Here is a 15,409-nt window from a genome sequence, read left to right as displayed (position 1 = left end):
GGATCCCGCCGCCGTCAGGGAATGACCACGAAGCGGCCCTCCATCCCCAGCTCCCGGTGAAGGACGCCGTCGGTCCGCTCGCTGCACCAGAAGCGGTACTCCCCCGGCGTCCGCCGGGCGAACTCCACCACCGCCGCCGCCCGCGGGCGGATCCAGATGACCTCCACCCGCTCGCTGCGCACGTCAAATCCCGCGGTGCGGATGAAGACGTCGATGCCCCGGAAGATCTCGGAGCGGAACTGGTGGGTCACGGTCCCCGTGTTGACCAGTTCCAGCCGCACGGTCTCTCCGGCCTTCAGCGTCACCCGGTCGGGGACGAACCGGTACTCTTCGAGGAGAATGCGCACCAGGCGGGGAGCCGGAGGTGCCTGAGCCCTCCCTGCCGCGGCCGTCAGGATCAGCCCAATCCCCAGGGCCCACCGGAAGATTCCGCGCATGCGGCGACCGCCTCGTCGGTCGCGCCCACCGTACCCAGACGCCGTCACGGGGGCGTCACGGTGGGCGGCCCGGGGGCGGCGCGGGGCAGACGGAGGGTAAACGTGCTGCCGGCGCCCGGGGTGCTGTGCACCGTCACGTCGCCCCCGTGGGCCCGGGCAATGGCGCGCACGATGCTCAGCCCCAACCCGGTGCCGTCGGACCGCCCGGCGCCCCGGTGGAACCGCTCGAACAGCCGCGGCAGCAGGTCGGCGGGGATGCCCTCGCCTTCGTCGGCGACCGCCAGGGTGACCCACTCTCCCGCCACCGATGCGCTGAGGGTGATCCGCTGGCCGGGCCGGGTGTGCTGCGCCGCGTTGCGCAGCAGGTTGAGCAGGGCCTGGGTGAGTCGGTCGGGATCGGCCATCAGCGTGACGTCGGGCACGGGGCCCCGGTGCCAGGAGCGGTCGGCCAGGGCCCGCGCCTTCTGGAAGACCTCGTCCACGAACCCCGGCAGGTGTACCGGCCGCACCGCCAGGAAGTCGGGACGCGCGGCCCGGGCCAGCAGCAGCAGGTCGTCCACCAGGCGGGTCATCCGGGACAGCTCGTCCAGGCCCAGGCGCACCGCCCGCTCCCGCTGGTCGGGGCGGTCGGACCGCCGGAGCAGCTCCAGATGCCCCCGCACCACCGTGATGGGCGTGCGCAGCTCGTGGGAGATGTCGGCGAGGAATCTCTCCTGTTCCGCGAACGCCGCCTGCAGCCGGTCGATCATCCGGTCGAAGCTGGCCCCCAGCTGGGCGATCTCGTCGGATCCCCGCAGGCCGGCCCGCGGGCGCAGGTTCCCCCGGTCCACCCGGCGGGTGACCTCGACCAGGCGCCGCACCGGCTCCGTGATCGACCGGATCACGCTGGCCGCCACGCCTCCGCCGATGAGCGCCGCCACGCCGGCGGCCAGCAGGATCCAGCGGTGCACGCGCCGCGCGTCGGCCGCGATCCGCTCCAGCACCCGCCCGGTCTGCTCGCGTTCGGCCTGGACCAGCTGGGCCACCGCGGACAGCGCGGCCCGGGCCGCCGCCTGTCCGTCCCGCGCGGAGATGTGCCGGGCCTCCGGGAGGCGTCCCTGCACGATGAGCTCCTCCACGTGGTCGTGGGCGGCGCTGAGGCGCGCCACCGCCTCCCGCAGCAACCGCTGCTGGTCGGCGACGCGCTCGGTCTCGGGCGGGCCGCCGGCGCCATACACCTCCAGCAGGCGGTCCAGCTCTTCGATTCGGGCCTCAAACGCCTCGTCATAGAGATCCTGGCCGTCGCTGAGGATGTAGGCATGGTCCTGGCTGACGGCGTCGGTGATCAGCAGCCGCACATCCTCGAGGACGCTCAGCCGGCGCAGGGTCTCCTGCTGAAAGCGGGTGACGGCGTCCACCAGGCGGGGGACCGTGACCAGCGCCAGCACCGCGCTCGCGGTGACGGGCAGGAGGACCGCCGCAAAGCCGACGGTCAGGCGGGCGGCGATGGATGCGCGCACGGGGACCTACTCCCGCACCGCCAGGCGGTAGCCGGCCCCCCGCACGGTCTCGATGGTCACCGCCGCTCCGGCGGCCGCCAGCTTGCGCCGCAGGCGAGCCAGGGTGGTCTCCACCACGGTGCTGCCGGGATCGAAGTCCATCTGCCACACGCCCCGCAACAGATCCCGGCGGGACAGGGTCTGGTCGGGCCGGCGCAGGAAGAACTCCAGCAGGGCGCATTCCCGTCCGGTGAGATCCAGGGTGCGGTCGCCCACCCGCACCGACCGGGTCGTCAGGTCGAGGGTCAGCCGCCCCGCCCGCAGTCGTCCCTGGCGCCGCAGGAGGGCGCGGACCCGGGCCAGCAGTTCCTCCAGGGCGAAGGGCTTGGTGAGATAGTCGTCGGCGCCCGCCTCCAGGCCCGCGACTTTGGAGGGGAGGTCGTCCCGCGCCGTGAGCATGAGCACCGGCAGGTCCGGCCGCCGCGCCCGCAGCCGTCGGAGCACGTCGAAGCCGTCGATGTCGGGGAGCATCACGTCCAGGATCGCCAGACCCACCTCCGGGTCGACGCTCCGATCCACGCCCTCCTGGCCGCTCCCGGCGACCACCGCCGTGTACCCCTCCAGGGCCAGGGCGTCGGTGAGGATCTCGCCGACCCGGGGATCGTCTTCCACGACAAGGATCCGCATCCGTCTCACCCGTCGGGTGGTCCCCTTTACCGGTCTCGCCCGGAGACTCCTGCCGGGGGCAGTTCACACCCCTGTGAGGAGGTCTCCGAACTCCCGGCCCGCCCGAAGCGTACTGTGAGGGGGATCGTGCCGTGGGCGTGAGGCGAGTGGCGCTGTGGGGCGTGATCGCCGCGCTGGCCACACTGGCCGGGGCAGACCCGGCTGCGGCCGGCGGACCGCGGGTCCTGGTGGAGGCCCTGGGCCATGCCGTGGTCGGGGACAGCCTGGTCGTCACCGGGTGGCTGCGCAGCCTTGGACCGGCCCCCCTGGGCCGGGTGGTGGTGGACGTAACGGGGTTCGCCCCCGACGGGTCCGTGGCGGCGTTCGGCAGCGACGGCATCCCCTGGACCATTCCACCCGGCGAGGCCGAACGGTTCGTGGTCCGCCTGCCCCTGGGACAGGCCCTGATCAGGGAGTACGCGCTCCGGGTGAGCGCAGTCGGCCTGCCCACAACGCTGGCCGACGCGCGCCGGTCGGTGGCGCTGGAACTGTACCGGCCGGTGCTGCTCGCGCGCGTGCGGGTATCGGGGCAGGTCGCCCCCGGCGAGCTGGTGCTGACCAGCGACACCGGCCGGCTGCCGGTGGCCCTGGTGATCGCCGAGGCCACGGTGGTGGCCGTCCACCCGCACCTGGCGCTTCTGCAACGCCTGACGGTGGCCGTCCCTCCCAACGGGCGGCGCGTGCTGGCCGTCGCCGGGCGCGCCCTGGTCCTGGTGGACGTGCGGGTGGTGGACGTGGTGCCGGCGTCGAACTGGGACCTGTAGCCCGAAAGCCCGCGGATCGGTGACAGCCCCGTGGACACCCGGCTGACGAGCTGGACCCTGCCCGCCGGCGTGGCCCTCGTCTCCGCCGCCGCCCTGGCGCTGGAGGTGACCTACACCCGTCTGTTCTCCCTGGTGTACTGGCACCACTTTGCCGTCGTCGCCGTGGGCATCGGCCTGCTGGGGTTTGGCGCGAGTGGCACCGCGCTGGCCGTGGCGCCCTCCCTCGCCGGCCGGACGGCCGAGGCCTGTGCGGGTGCCGCCGCGGCGGCGGTGGTGGCGTACCTGGGTCTGGTCCTGATTCCGTTCGACCCCTACCGCATGGCGCTGGAGCCCGTGCAGGCCGTCTCCCTGTCCGCCCAGCTGGGCCTGCTGGTCCTGCCCTTCCTGTGCGCGGGGCTGGCGGTGGGCGCCGCCCTCGCCCAGCGCCCCGGGCGGGCCGGCCGCATCTACGCCGCCTCCCTGCTGGGCTCGGCGGCCGGCGCGCTGGGAGCCGTGGGCCTCCTGTGGGTGCTGCCCGCCCCCAACGTGGTGCTGGCGTGTGCCGCCGTGGCCAGCGCGGCGGCCGCGGTCCTGCTGCGCGCCAGACCGGGATGGCGAGCGGGGATCGGCATCGCCGCGGCGGCTCTGATGGCTGTGGCGGTGGGGGTGGATCTGCCCCTGCGCCTGTCACCCTATAAGGCCCTCAGCGTCTACCGGCAGTTTCCCGACGCCCGGGTGATCGTCACCCGCTGGACACCACTGGGACGCCTGGACGTTGTCCGCAGCAGCGCGTTCCATCCTGCCGCCGGTCTCAGCACGACCTACACGGGACCGGTGCCGCCCTCTCCCGCGCTTCTGATCGACGGCGACCAGCCCCGGCCCCTGGTGGCAGCCTCCGACGCCGCCTATGCGGACTTCCTGCCCCAGGCGGTGGCGTTTGCGCTGCGCGATCCGTCCGCCCGCCGGGTGCTGGTCGTCTCCGCCGGAGGTCCGGAGGCCGCGCTGGCAGTCCGCCGGGAAGCGCGCCTGGTGGTGGCCGACCCCGACCCGGCCGTGCGGGACATCGCGCGGGCGGTGGCGCCCGACGTGTATGGGGCGGCGGAGATGGTGGGTGAGGACGCCCGCGCGTACCTTCGCCGCAGCGGGGACCGTTTTGACGTCATCATCCTGCCCCTGCGGGAAAGCTTTCAGGTGGTGGCCGCGGGCACGTTCTCGCTGGCCGAGACCTACGCCTACACGGTGGAGGCCTTCGTCGAGTGGATCCAGGCCCTGCGTCCGGAGGGCCTGCTGGTGGCCACCCGGTGGGTGCAGCAGCCCCCCAGCGAGGAGACGCGCCTGTGGGCGACCGCCGTCGCCGCCCTGGAGCGGCTGGGGCTGCGTCCCTCCGACCACCTGGCCGCGCTGCGCTCGCTGAACACCCTGACCGTGGTGGTCAGCCGGAGCCCGTGGACCCCCCGGGACGCCGCCCGGCTGCTGGCCTTCGCCCGGGCGCGCCGCTTTGACCTGCCCTACGCGCCGGGCGCCGGCCCGGCGGAGGCCAACCGGTATCACGTGCTGGGCCGGGACGTCTACCGGGAGGCGTTTCTGGCCCTTCTGGACCCCCGCACCCGGCAGGAGGCCTATGCCCGCAGCGCTTTCGACATCCGCCCGGTCCGCGACGGCCGTCCGTTCTTCTTCCACTTTTTCCGCTGGCGCCAGACAGCCGAGGTGCTGGCCGCCCTGGGCCGCACCTGGCAGCCCTTCGGCGGCAGCGGTTACCTGGTGCTGGTGGCCGCGCTGGCCGTGGCCGTATTGTTGTCAGCGGGGATGATCCTCATTCCCCTGCGGCGGCTGGGCCCGGTGCCGCCCGGAGCATCCGCGACCCTGACCTACTTTCTGGCGCTGGGAGTGGGATACCTGGCGGTGGAGATCCCGCTGCTGCACCAGGTCATCCTGCTGCTCGGCCATCCCACCTACGCGCTGGCAGTGGTCCTGGCGGGGATGCTGGCCGCCTCGGGAATCGGAAGCCTGGCCTCCACCCGCGTCGGGGGACGTCTGCCGGTGGTTGTGGGCGTGGTGGCGCTGCTGGCGGCCGGCGCGGCCGGGGGGATGGGGCCCCTGACGCGCGCGGCTCTGCAGGGACCGTGGGCGGGGAGGGTGGGGACGGCGGCCGCCGTGGCCGTTGCCTTGGGCGTCCCGATGGGTGTCCCGTTTGCTGCAGGGATCGCGCGGCTGCGCCGCCAGCCCGGGCTGGTGCCCTGGGCGTGGGGCGTCAACGGGTTCGCGTCGGTGGTGGCCAGCATGGGGAGCGCTGTGGCGATGCTTCAGTGGGGCTATGAGGCCGTGCAGGCCGGCGGGGCGCTGGCGTACCTGATCGCCGGCGCGCTGGCCGCCCGGCTGGATTCTCCCTCCCCGAGCGTCCCCACGGCGTCGGGGACCCGCGGGAGGGGATAGGGCCCCGGCCGGCCAGGCAGCCCTCAGCGGCGGACCAGGGGAACGAACAGCACCGGCCCCAGATTCTCCTGTTCCAGCCGGTCGGCACGTTTGGTGATCAGCCACAGTGTCTGCACCAGGCCCGGCGGCCCCACGGGGATGACCAGCCGGCCGCCGTCTTTCAGCTGCTGGACCAGAGGCGGGGGGACGTGGTCGGGAGCGGCCGTCACCAGAATGGCGTCAAAGGGGGCTGCCTCCGGCCACCCGAAGTAGCCGTCCCCGACGCGGGTGCGGACCGCCGTATATCCCAGGCGCTGCAGGCGCTGGCGCGCCTGCTGCGCCAGGGCGTCGATGATCTCGATGGTGTAGACCTGGTCGGTCAGTTCCGCCAGGATGGCCGCCTGGTAGCCCGAGCCGGTGCCGACCTCCAGCACCCGGTCGCCGCGCCGCACCTGCGCCCGCTCGGTCATCAGGGCCACGATGTACGGCTGGGAGATGGTCTGCCCGTAACCGATGGGCAGCGGGCGGTCGGCGTACGCCAGGTCCCACAGGCTGCGGTCGACGAACAGGTGGCGCGGCACCCGGCGCAGGGCCGCCAGGACCCGCGGGTCGCGGATCCCGCGGGCCTCGATCTGCTCCCGCACCATCTGCTCGCGGCGCGCCGCAAAGGGATCCGCCGGCGCGGCCGTCAGGGCCACCACGACGGCCGCGCCGAGAACAGACAGACCGCGACCCGTCCGCCAAGACTCCAGCACCGCCTGACCCCTCCCGCAGGTCTTTCGGGCCGGACCCGCGCCCGCCCTCCGCCGGGCGCGTTATGATAGACCTATGGCGACGGCCGGCGGCGCGACCATCCTGATCGTGGACGACCACGAGCGCGCGCGGGCCCTGTACCGCGCCCTCCTGACCCGGGAGGGATATCAGGTGTGGGAGGCCAGCCGGGGAGAGGACGCCCTGGAGATCCTGCGCTCCCGTCGCCCGGACCTGATCCTGCTGGACCTGTACCTGCCCACGCTGTCAGGGTACGAGGTCCTGGAACGGCTGCGCGCCGACGACGCGACGCGGACCATCCCGGTGATCATCCTCTCGGTGGAGGACGACCAGGATGCCATCGCCCGCGGGCTGCGGCTGGGCGCTGCCGACTACCTGGTCAAGGGGTTTACGCCGCCGCGGGACGTGTTGGGCAAAATCCGCGGCCTCCTGGAAAAGCCCGGGCACCGGGGGCGGCTGGCCGCCTATCGCCTGCACGTGGTGGAAGGCCGCGGCGACGCTGCCCGCCTCGCGCAGGATTTCGGCTTCCCCCGCCTGCTGGAGTGCCCGGAGTGCCGGGTTGCGCTGGAGGCAGAGTTCCTCCCCGAGGACAGCCGCCCGTCGGGGTCCTGGTTTCGGGCGCATTTTGTCTGTCCCCGCTGCGGGCGCGCGTTTTGAGTGGTTCGGCTCACTTTCGCGCGACACCGTTAGGGCACGTTGGCGCGAAAGCGGATCGGATTGACCCAGGCGGGCCATTGTCCTGTCCCCGCGCCCAGCGGATACTGGGGCTCGATGGATGCCCGTGTTCCGTCCCGCCGGGTGCGTCCGGTGGAGACGGTGTTGAAGGCTTTGGCCTACCGACGGCGCCTGCTCCTGTTGGCCGCCCTGGCCGACAGCCGCCCCCAGGAGCTCCGCGCCCTGGCCGCGCGCCTGGGAGTGCCGCTCAAGACGGCCTCCCGCAACCTGCGGGTGCTGGAGCGGGCAGGTCTGGTCGAGGGAACGGTGGTGCGCCGGCGGGCCTACTACCGGCTTCCCGACGACGCTTCCGGGCTTGGCGGAGCCGTCGCATCCCTGGTCATCGAGGCTGTGCTGAACGGCAGGCCCCGTGCCCTCTCGGGCGCGGGCACGGTCCCTGACGGGCGGCGTCGGCGATGGATCGCGCGAATCTGGAGTCGGGTGCGGCCGTGGTTGACGAGGTGGACATCCTTCTGGTGATTCCCGACCGCCGCCTGCGGGCGTACACCCTCGCGGAGGCGCTGGAACAGGGATACGAGGTGATCGCTGTTCCCCGGGCCCGCCACGCGCAGGTCCTGCTGCGTACGGGCGTCACCCCCCGTTTGCTGGTGATCGACCTGGTGGGGGTGGGCGGAGAGGACGACGCGACCCGCGACCTGCTGGCGCGCCCGCCAGAAGGGCTGCTGACACTCGTCGGCGCCCTGGAGCGAGCAGACGTGGCCCACCTGCCTCCGGAGCGCGTGATGTTGCGTCCGTTTACCGTCGGACAGCTGGTGGCGCGCATCCGCCAGCTGCTGAGCGCCTGAGCCCAGGGAGTCCGGCAGAAGGTCGGGAAATGTTTTCTCCCGTCTCGGAATCGCGCGAACGCGGCCAGGGGCCCGGGACAGCGTCGCGCGAAAGTGAGCCATCGGTGGAGGCAAGAGGCGCGGAGGCAGTGAGGGCGGCCAAGCAGGCGCTGCGGGAGCGCATCTGGGACCGTCTGGAGCGCGAGGGGCTGGCCCGCTTCCCCCGCCCGGTGCGCGGACGGATTCCCAATTTCGCCGGGGCCGAGGCCGCGGCGTTGCGTCTGTCCCGGCTGCCGGTGTTTGCTCAGGCGCGGATCGTGAAGTGCAACCCCGACGCTCCCCAGCGCCCCGTGCGCCTGGCCGCCCTGCAGGCCGGCAAGATGGTCCTCATGCCAGCGCCGCGCCTGCGCTCGGGCTTTCTCCTGCTGGATCCCGCGCGCATCCCCTCCGATCGGCTGCGGGAGGCCGCCTCCATCGCGGGGGCGTTCCGCCTGGGTCGTCCGGTGGATCTGGCGGAGCTACCCCGGCCGGACCTGGTCGTGGTGGGTTCGGTGGCCGTGGCGCCTGATGGGGCGCGCGTGGGCAAAGGAGAGGGCTATAGCGAGCTGGAGTACGGTGTGCTGGCCGAACTGGGTCGGGTGGACACCCGCACGCCGGTGGTGACGACGGTGCACGACGTGCAGGTGGTCCACCGCATTCCGAGAGAACCGTTCGACGTCCCTGTGGACGTCATCGTCACTCCCACGCGGGTCATCCAGACCTCCGGCGCTGTACCGCGGCCCTCGGGGATCCTGTGGGAGTACGTCACGGGGGCGATGCTGCAGGCGATGCCGATTCTCGCAGAACTGCGATCGCGGAGAGACGGGTGAACTTCCCCCGCCGCTATCCGCCGCCGGGCGCGGTCATCAGGGCCGCCCGGGCGATGTCCTCGTAGCGGACCTTGGCCACGTCGAAGGCTTCCAGGTTCTCGGTCAGCTTCTTGATGGCGGTCTCAAACGAGGGCACCGTTTTGCGGGCGCGGGTCAGCGGCGTGGTGCGGGCCAGCACGTAGTTCCGCACGTAGGGGTGGTTGATGCCCCGCCGGCGCAGGCGCGCCACCACGTCGGAGAGCGCCTCGTCGGCCCGCCGCACCAGCGCCGCCCGCTCCTGGCGCTCTTCCAGGGCCCGGGGCAGCGGGTGCTTGAGAAACTTGTCCACCCGGCGCAGAAGGGGCGCGAACGCCCCGCCCGAAAACCGCGGGTTGGCCTCGTACAGCAATCCCAGGGTGATGAAGTGGGCCGACTCAAACTGGAAAGCGTAATCCTCCTCCGTGTCCCGAGGGCGTTCAGCCACCAGGCCCCGGTACATCCGGATGACCTCCAGGGATTTTTCCTTCAGGTTGTGGGCCTTCTCGGTGTTCAGGGCCAGGATGTGAAAGGCCACCGCGGGGTCGGGGATGAGGATCGCCGGGATGACCTCCGCCTTCAGCTTGCGGGCGGCCTCCAGGCGGTGGGCGCCGTTGGGGGTCCAGTAGGTCCCGGGCCGTGGCGAGACGGCCACGATAGGGTCCACGAACCGGTCCAGCTTGCGGATGACCTCCTGTAGACGCTTCACGTGGGCGGGCGAGAGGTTCCGCTGGTAGGGGGTGGGCTCCACCCGCTCGATGGGCAGCAGGCAGAACAGCTGCCAGTGCTCGCCCACCGGGTCCTGATAGGCGGCCAGGACCTGGCCGCCGTCGCGGGATACCTGCTCGGCCAGCGCCCGGACCTCCCGGGGCGGCTCCGCGCTGGATGACGCCCTGGAGACCGTCACAGGGTGACTCTTTGGCGTGCCGGGGTCGGTTCCCTATCGTCTGACCATCCCGCCGGTACGCCGCCGGGCGCGGGAGAGCCGGGGCCGGGTGCCGGGGACAGGGGGTATGGTACAGTGGGTGTCGTGGATCGTCGAGCGCGGGTGCGGGTGGGCCTCGCGGCCGTGGAGGCGGGCGCCTCGGACCCTGCCGCCTGGCCGGAGGTCATCGCCCGGGCTGTCCACCGCGTCGCCGCCGACGCCGATCTGGTGGTCCTGCCGGCCGGCACGGGGGTGCTCGCCCTGGGGGCGGAGGGGGTGCGGCGGTGGGAAGATGCGTGCGACGCGGCCGCGGGGCTCCCCGGGCTCCCCGCCTGGCTGCGGGAGACGTGCGCGGACCTGGCCCGGTCGGCGGGCGTGTATCTGCTGAGCGGGACTGCCCTGGTGCCGCAGGATGGTGGCGTGCGGCATGAGGCGTGGTTGTTCGCTCCCGACGGTTCCCTGGTGGGCACCCAGGCTCAGACGCACCTGACCCCCCACGAGCGCGCTCTGGGTCTGATTCCCGGTGACGACCTGGCCGTGTTTCCCACGCCGGTGGGGGATATCGGGATCCTGATCCAGACGGACCTGTGGATTCCCGAAGCCTGCCGCATCCTCGCCCTGCGGGGCGCCACCCTCCTGCTGGCTCCCGTGGCCGTGCCGGCGCCCTACCCGGAGGCGCACCAGGTGAGGGGTCTGTGGCAGCAGGTCCAGCAAAACCAGATCTTCGGGGTCGAGTGCGGTCTGTCGGGTGAACTGCTGGGGGTGCCCTACCGTAGCCGTCCGGCGGTGTGCGCGCCATGCGAGATGACCGAGGGCGAATCGGGCTGGCTGGCCCGGGGCGAGGACGGTCAGGCGCTGTCGGCCGTCGTGGACTATCGGGCCCTGCAGGCGGCCGTGGACCGCTACGACATCTTCGCCCGCTTCAACTACCGGCTGTACGAGCGCTACCTGCCCGCCATCTACGAGCACCTGTGAGCCGTCTGGATCGGGCGAAGGCTGCCGCGCTGCGCGCCTGGCTGTGGTGGGCGTCGCGCCCCCACCGCGTCCGCGCCCTGGTACGCCGCCATCGCCTGCCCCGGGCCCCTCAGCCGTCCGGGGTCCGGGTCACGGCGGCGGCCGTCCAGATGGAGCTGCGGCTGGCCGCGTCGGCGGGGGCGTTCATCGGACAGGTCGCGGGGCTGACGGCCGACGCCATCGGCCGCGGTGCGCAGCTGGTGGTGTTTCCGGAAGACTGCGGCACGGCCCTGGTGGGCTTGCTGCCCGGAATCGCCGGCGGCGGACCGCACGAAGATGTCGACTCTGCCGTGCGGCGACTGGCCGGTCCGGGGGCGCGGGTGGCCGACGTGCTGGCGGCGGTCGGGCCGGCCCTGGGGCGGATCTTCGCGGCGACGTTTTCGGAGATCGCCCGGGCCACCGGAGCCTGGGTGGTGGCGGGCAGCACGATGCTGCCGGTAGCCGGCGGGGTGGGCAATGTGGCCTTCCTGTTCGGTCCCGACGGGCGCGAGGCGGGCCGCCACGTCAAGTGCCACCTCATCGAGCTGGAAGAGCGGTGGGGGCTGCGGACCGGCGACGACCTCCAGGTCTACCACACGCCTGTGGGCCGCCTCGCCCTGCCCATCTGCATGGACGCCACCTATTTTGAGACCTACCGCATCCTCGCCCTGCGGGGCGCGGAGATCGTCTGCGTGCCCACCGCCGACCCCCAACCCTACAACGTCTGGAAGGCCCTGCGCGGTCCGTGGCCCCGCACGCAGGAAAGTCTGGTCTATAGCGTCCACGCCTGTCTGGTGGGCCGGGCGTTCGGCCTGCAGCTCACCGGCCGCTCTGCCCTGTTCGCGCCGCTCGAGCTCACCCCCGATGCGTCGGGTGTGATGGCCCGGGCCGCGTCAGCCGACAGCCAGGAGGTGGTGGTGGGAGCGCTGGACCTGCAGGCCCTGCGGAGCCTGCGGGCGCACCACCCCGCGCTGAAGGCGTTGCGGCCCGACCTGTACCGCCGGGTCTTTCCCGCCGTGTACCACCAGTACCGCGCCCGGTCTGCCGGCGGCCGGAGGGTGTGGGCGGGGTCCTCCGCCCCGCCTGCCGTCGGCGAGGGCCGGACCGCGCCTGACCGGCCGGAGACGCCGCGCTGACGTCTGGGATTCGCCGGGGCCCGCCGGGTGCGGCGGACAATCCCGCGGAGGCGGCCTGCGGCAATGGGCGTCTGCTTCAGCATCGGTGGGGATTCCGATCGGCCCGCCACAGGCTGAGGGCGACCAGCGCCACCTGGACGAGCAGGCTGGGCCCCCAGCGGGCGGGCCGCTGGATGCGGCCATGGTAGTCAAACACCCACCGGGGCCGGCGCACGCCCAGGACGTGGTACGGGACCCACAGAAGGTCGGGAAGCATCGCCCCCAAGGCTCCCCAGGCCGCTCCCAGGTGGCCCCGGCAGATCCACCGCCGGCGCCGGGCCAGAGTGGCCACCAGCGCCGCGGCTGTCACGTCCGACAGCACCGCCAGCAGGTTCCGCGGCGTGGTCCAGGAGACAGTCGCATTAAACGCGTCCCAGTGGGGGGTGCGATCCAGAACCAGGTGGGACACAATCCCCGCGGCGCACGCGGCGGCAGGAGGGCGGATCCGCCTGCCGAGGGCCAGGCCGGTGGCCAGGTGGGTGGCGAAGAACACGGTGACACCTCCTCCTCCTTACTGTACGGGACGCCGCGCCCTGATGGCGCCCTTCGCACAGCCGACCTGAAGTCACCGCTGTGCGGTCTGAAACGAATGGCCCGAATCCCGGCCGGATCCCTGTCCGCAGAAGGGGGGAGGCGCGGGGCAGAGCGAAGCACGTGGAAATGGTTCGGTGGGGGAGAGGGTGCCCCCGCGCGGTCTCGCCCCGCTGAGGACGGCGCGTGTACCTGCTGATCGTCTATCTGCACGTCACGGCCGCGGCCGTGTGGGTCGGGGGGCTGCTGTTTCTGGCCCTGGTGGCCATTCCGGTGGCCCGGACACTGCCGCCGCCGCAGCGGGCGTCTCTGGTGGCGGCTCTGGGCCGGCGGTTTCTGCCGGTGGCGTGGACAGCCCTGGCGATCCTGGTGGTGACGGGAGCGGCCGCCCTGGCCTACCGGGGCGTGACCTGGGAAAGCGTGGTGACGGGGCGGCTGTGGGGCGGGGCGTTCGGGAGGATCCTGCTGGCCAAGCTCATCCTGGTGATGGGCACGCTGGCGCTCAGCGCGCTGCACGATTTCCACGTCGGGCCGGCCAGCACCCGCCTGGCGGAACAGGGCGCGGGCGATTCCACCGCCGCCGTGGGGCTGCGGCGTCGGGCCTCCGGGATCGCCCGGGCCAACACCGCGCTGGCGCTGGCCATCGTGGCGCTGGCGGTGGTGATGGTCAGAGGGCTGAGATGAGGGCGCACGGGTGGAGGTGTGCCGGATGAGCTCTTCGGGCCCGCACCACGCACACCACGGTCCGCCCGCGGAAGGACACGACCACCGGCACCACGAGCCCCACACCGGCCCTCCTCCGTCCGCCGGCGACACCCGCGCGCCTCCCCCGCATCCCCGTCAGGCCCGCCCGCCCGACTCCCACGCTCACGACCGGCACGCCGGACACACCCCGCGGATGTTCCGGGACCGGTTCGTGATCAGCCTGCTCCTGACGCTGCCCGTCCTGTACTACGAGCCTCTGTTCCAGCGGCTGTTGGGCTACCGGGCGGTGGAGTTTGCGGGATCGTCCTGGGTGGCCCCCATCCTCGCGGCGGCCATTTACGCCTGGGGCGGGTGGCCGTTCGTGCAGGGGGCGCGCCGCGAGCTGCGGTCCCGGCAGCCGGGGATGATGACGCTGGTGGCCCTGGCCATCTCGGTGGCGTTCGGGTACAGCACCCTGGTGGCCCTGGGCCTGCCGGGAGCGCCGTTTTACTGGGAGCTGGCCACCCTGGTGGACGTCATGCTGCTGGGGCACTGGCTGGAGATGCTGTCGGTGCAGAGCGCCAGCCGCGCGCTTGAGCACCTGGCCTCGCTGGTGCCGCCGGTGGCCCACCGCCTGGCCGATGGTGCCGTGGAGGATGTGCCGGTGGCGGCCCTGCGCCCGGGCGATATGGTCCTTGTCCGGCCCGGCGAGCAGATCCCCGCCGACGGCGTGGTGGTGGAGGGAGCGTCCAGCGTCAACGAGGCGTTTCTGACCGGCGAGTCCCGGCCGGTGCCCAAGGAGCCCGGGCTGGAGGTGGTGGCGGGCTCGGTCAACGGCGAGGGCGCGCTGCGGGTGCGGGTGATCCGGACCGGCGAGCAGACCACCCTCAGCCAGATGATGCGTCTGGTGCGCGACGCCCAGGCGTCCCGCAGCCGCTACCAGGCCCTGGCCGACCGGGCGGCGTACTGGCTGACGCTGGTGGCCGTGGGGGCGGGCGCGGCCACGGCGGCCGCCTGGCTGGCGGCGGGCCGCGAGGCCGTGTTTGTCGTCGAGCGCGCCGTCACGGTCCTGGTCATCGCGTGCCCCCACGCCCTGGGGCTCGCCGTGCCCCTGGTGGTGGTCAACGCCACCGCGCTGTCCGCCAGCCACGGCATCCTGGTGCGCAACCGCGAGGCCTTCGAGCGGGCGCGGGAGCTGCGGATTGTGGCCTTTGACAAGACCGGCACGCTGACCGAAGGGCGGTTCGTCGTGCGTGGCATCTATGCCGACGGACTGACCGACGCTGACGCCCTGCGCGTGGCCGCCGCCCTGGAGGCGTCCAGCGAGCACCCGCTGGCCCGCGCGGTGGTGGACGAGGCGCGCCGCCGCGGGATCGAGGCACCGGCGGCGGTGGAGTTTCGGGCGGTCCCCGGCAAAGGGGTGGAAGGGCAGCTGGACGGCGCCCGCTACCGGGCGGGCCGACCGGAGTGGGCGGAGGAGCTGGGCCTGCGCGTCGACGAGGGTGTCCGCCGGGGACTGGGGGAGGCGGCCGAACGCGGGGAATCGGCGATCGTTCTCATGGACGACATGCGGGTGCTGGCTGTTCTCGCGCTGGCCGACCGCGCGCGGGAGTCGGCCCGGGAGGCGGTACGGCACCTGGAGGAGATGGGCGTGCAGGTGGTGATGGTGACCGGAGATGCGGAGGCCGTGGCCCGCACCGTGGCCCGCGAGCTGGGGATTGCACGCTACCACGCCCGGGTGCTGCCCCAGGAGAAAGCCCGGGTGGTGCGCGAGCTGCGACGCGAGGGACCGGTGGCGTTTGTGGGGGACGGCATCAACGACGCCCCCGCGCTGCTGGAGGCCGACCTGGGAGTCGCCATCGGGGCCGGCACCAACGTCGCCATCGAGTCGGCGGATCTGGTGCTGGTGGAGAACGACCCCCTGGACGTGGTGCGGGCGCTGCGGCTGGCCCGGGTGACCTACCGCAAGATGGTGCAGAACCTGCTGTGGGCCACCGGCTACAACGCCCTGGCCATCCCTCTCGCGGCCGGCGTGCTCTCCGCCTGGCGGCTGCTGCTCTCGCCGGCGCTCGGCGCGCTGCTGATGAGCCTGTCCACGGTCATCGTGGCCGTCAACGCCCTCCTGCTGCGTCGCACCCGGTTGTGATGCGG

Annotated in this window: 16 protein-coding genes; 10 read left to right on the top strand and 6 right to left on the bottom strand. The window is 73.0% G+C overall.

Going from position 1 to position 15,409, the window contains the following annotated elements; all coding sequences use genetic code 11:
* Positions 1-14: 14 nt before the first annotated feature.
* Genes RB150_10900 through RB150_10890 form a run of 3 tightly spaced genes read right to left on the bottom strand, consistent with a single transcriptional unit; the run spans position 15 to position 2,602 of the window.
* Positions 15-437, bottom strand: a complete 423-nt coding sequence (locus RB150_10900) for a cupredoxin domain-containing protein (GenBank protein ID MDQ7821041.1) — start codon at positions 435-437, stop codon at positions 15-17.
* Between the two features lie 44 nt (positions 438-481).
* Complete coding sequence (locus RB150_10895) at positions 482-1,936, bottom strand: ATP-binding protein (protein ID MDQ7821040.1); 1,455 nt, start codon at positions 1,934-1,936, stop codon at positions 482-484.
* Between the two features lie 6 nt (positions 1,937-1,942).
* Positions 1,943-2,602 carry a response regulator transcription factor gene (locus RB150_10890; protein MDQ7821039.1) on the bottom strand — a complete coding sequence of 220 codons (660 nt, stop codon included), beginning with the start codon at positions 2,600-2,602 and terminating at the stop codon, positions 1,943-1,945.
* 131 nt (positions 2,603-2,733) lie between these two features.
* Here RB150_10890 and RB150_10885 point away from each other — a divergent pair, with 131 nt between their 5' ends.
* Both RB150_10885 and RB150_10880 read left to right on the top strand, forming a co-directional pair.
* Positions 2,734-3,405: a hypothetical protein gene (locus tag RB150_10885; GenBank protein MDQ7821038.1), complete on the top strand. Its 672-nt coding sequence runs from the start codon at positions 2,734-2,736 to the stop codon at positions 3,403-3,405.
* Between the two features lie 30 nt (positions 3,406-3,435).
* A complete protein-coding gene (locus RB150_10880; GenBank protein ID MDQ7821037.1) occupies positions 3,436-5,817 on the top strand; it encodes a hypothetical protein in 2,382 nt (793 codons plus the stop codon).
* Between the two features lie 23 nt (positions 5,818-5,840).
* On the opposite strand, the gene RB150_10875 is transcribed toward RB150_10880, so the two are convergent.
* Positions 5,841-6,443 carry a protein-L-isoaspartate(D-aspartate) O-methyltransferase gene (locus tag RB150_10875; GenBank protein ID MDQ7821036.1) on the bottom strand — a complete coding sequence of 201 codons (603 nt, stop codon included), beginning with the start codon at positions 6,441-6,443 and terminating at the stop codon, positions 5,841-5,843.
* Between the two features lie 181 nt (positions 6,444-6,624).
* On the opposite strand from RB150_10875, the gene RB150_10870 reads away from it, so the two are divergent.
* The 4 genes from RB150_10870 (at position 6,625) to RB150_10855 (ending at position 8,935) form a co-directional block, all read left to right on the top strand.
* Positions 6,625-7,224 carry a response regulator gene (locus tag RB150_10870; GenBank protein ID MDQ7821035.1) on the top strand — a complete coding sequence of 200 codons (600 nt, stop codon included), beginning with the start codon at positions 6,625-6,627 and terminating at the stop codon, positions 7,222-7,224.
* A 114-nt stretch (positions 7,225-7,338) separates the two neighbouring features.
* The gene (locus tag RB150_10865) at positions 7,339-7,761 is read left to right on the top strand and encodes a winged helix-turn-helix domain-containing protein (GenBank protein ID MDQ7821034.1); all 423 of its coding nucleotides are present in this window, start codon (positions 7,339-7,341) and stop codon (positions 7,759-7,761) included.
* The gene (locus RB150_10860; protein MDQ7821033.1) at positions 7,731-8,087 is read left to right on the top strand and encodes a hypothetical protein; all 357 of its coding nucleotides are present in this window, start codon (positions 7,731-7,733) and stop codon (positions 8,085-8,087) included. The genes RB150_10865 and RB150_10860 overlap by 31 nt, the downstream gene beginning before the upstream one ends.
* 128 nt (positions 8,088-8,215) lie before the next feature.
* Positions 8,216-8,935: a 5-formyltetrahydrofolate cyclo-ligase gene (locus RB150_10855; protein ID MDQ7821032.1), complete on the top strand. Its 720-nt coding sequence runs from the start codon at positions 8,216-8,218 to the stop codon at positions 8,933-8,935.
* Positions 8,936-8,948: 13 nt separating this feature from the next.
* Here the strand turns inward: RB150_10855 and RB150_10850 are convergent, their stop codons facing one another.
* Complete coding sequence (locus RB150_10850; protein ID MDQ7821031.1) at positions 8,949-9,857, bottom strand: ParB N-terminal domain-containing protein; 909 nt, start codon at positions 9,855-9,857, stop codon at positions 8,949-8,951.
* 123 nt (positions 9,858-9,980) lie between these two features.
* On the opposite strand from RB150_10850, the gene RB150_10845 reads away from it, so the two are divergent.
* Positions 9,981-10,850 (top strand): nitrilase-related carbon-nitrogen hydrolase, encoded by an 870-nt coding sequence (locus tag RB150_10845; protein MDQ7821030.1) that lies wholly within the window; start codon positions 9,981-9,983, stop codon positions 10,848-10,850.
* Positions 10,847-12,004: a nitrilase-related carbon-nitrogen hydrolase gene (locus RB150_10840; protein MDQ7821029.1), complete on the top strand. Its 1,158-nt coding sequence runs from the start codon at positions 10,847-10,849 to the stop codon at positions 12,002-12,004. Before RB150_10845 ends, RB150_10840 begins: the two co-directional genes overlap by 4 nt.
* A 76-nt stretch (positions 12,005-12,080) precedes the next feature.
* On the opposite strand, the gene RB150_10835 is transcribed toward RB150_10840, so the two are convergent.
* The gene (locus RB150_10835; GenBank protein ID MDQ7821028.1) at positions 12,081-12,536 is read right to left on the bottom strand and encodes a hypothetical protein; all 456 of its coding nucleotides are present in this window, start codon (positions 12,534-12,536) and stop codon (positions 12,081-12,083) included.
* A 224-nt stretch (positions 12,537-12,760) separates the two neighbouring features.
* On the opposite strand from RB150_10835, the gene RB150_10830 reads away from it, so the two are divergent.
* Complete coding sequence (locus RB150_10830) at positions 12,761-13,258, top strand: CopD family protein (GenBank protein ID MDQ7821027.1); 498 nt, start codon at positions 12,761-12,763, stop codon at positions 13,256-13,258.
* Between the two features lie 214 nt (positions 13,259-13,472).
* Positions 13,473-15,404 carry a copper-translocating P-type ATPase gene (locus tag RB150_10825; protein ID MDQ7821026.1) on the top strand — a complete coding sequence of 644 codons (1,932 nt, stop codon included), beginning with the start codon at positions 13,473-13,475 and terminating at the stop codon, positions 15,402-15,404.
* The last annotated feature ends 5 nt before the right edge of the window (positions 15,405-15,409 follow it).

It is taken from the genome of Armatimonadota bacterium, from assembly GCA_031081675.1.
GTDB lineage: Bacteria > Sysuimicrobiota > Sysuimicrobiia > Sysuimicrobiales > Kaftiobacteriaceae > Calidihabitans > Calidihabitans tengchongensis.
The sequence above is the reverse complement of the archived record's forward strand: the minus strand, read 5'-3'. Positions and strand labels throughout refer to the sequence as shown.

Bases quoted from the DNA above. Each gene is read 5' to 3' on its own strand.
- RB150_10900 (MDQ7821041.1), bottom strand. From the start codon at position 437: ATGCGCGGAATCTTCCGGTGGGCCCTGGGGATTGGGCTGATCCTGACG.
- RB150_10890 (MDQ7821039.1), bottom strand. From the start codon at position 2,602: ATGCGGATCCTTGTCGTGGAAGACGATCCCCGGGTCGGCGAGATCCTC.
- RB150_10875 (MDQ7821036.1), bottom strand. From the start codon at position 6,443: ATGGTGCGGGAGCAGATCGAGGCCCGCGGGATCCGCGACCCGCGGGTC.
- RB150_10870 (MDQ7821035.1), top strand. From the start codon at position 6,625: ATGGCGACGGCCGGCGGCGCGACCATCCTGATCGTGGACGACCACGAG.
- RB150_10865 (MDQ7821034.1), top strand. From the start codon at position 7,339: ATGGATGCCCGTGTTCCGTCCCGCCGGGTGCGTCCGGTGGAGACGGTG.
- RB150_10825 (MDQ7821026.1), top strand. From the start codon at position 13,473: ATGTTCCGGGACCGGTTCGTGATCAGCCTGCTCCTGACGCTGCCCGTC.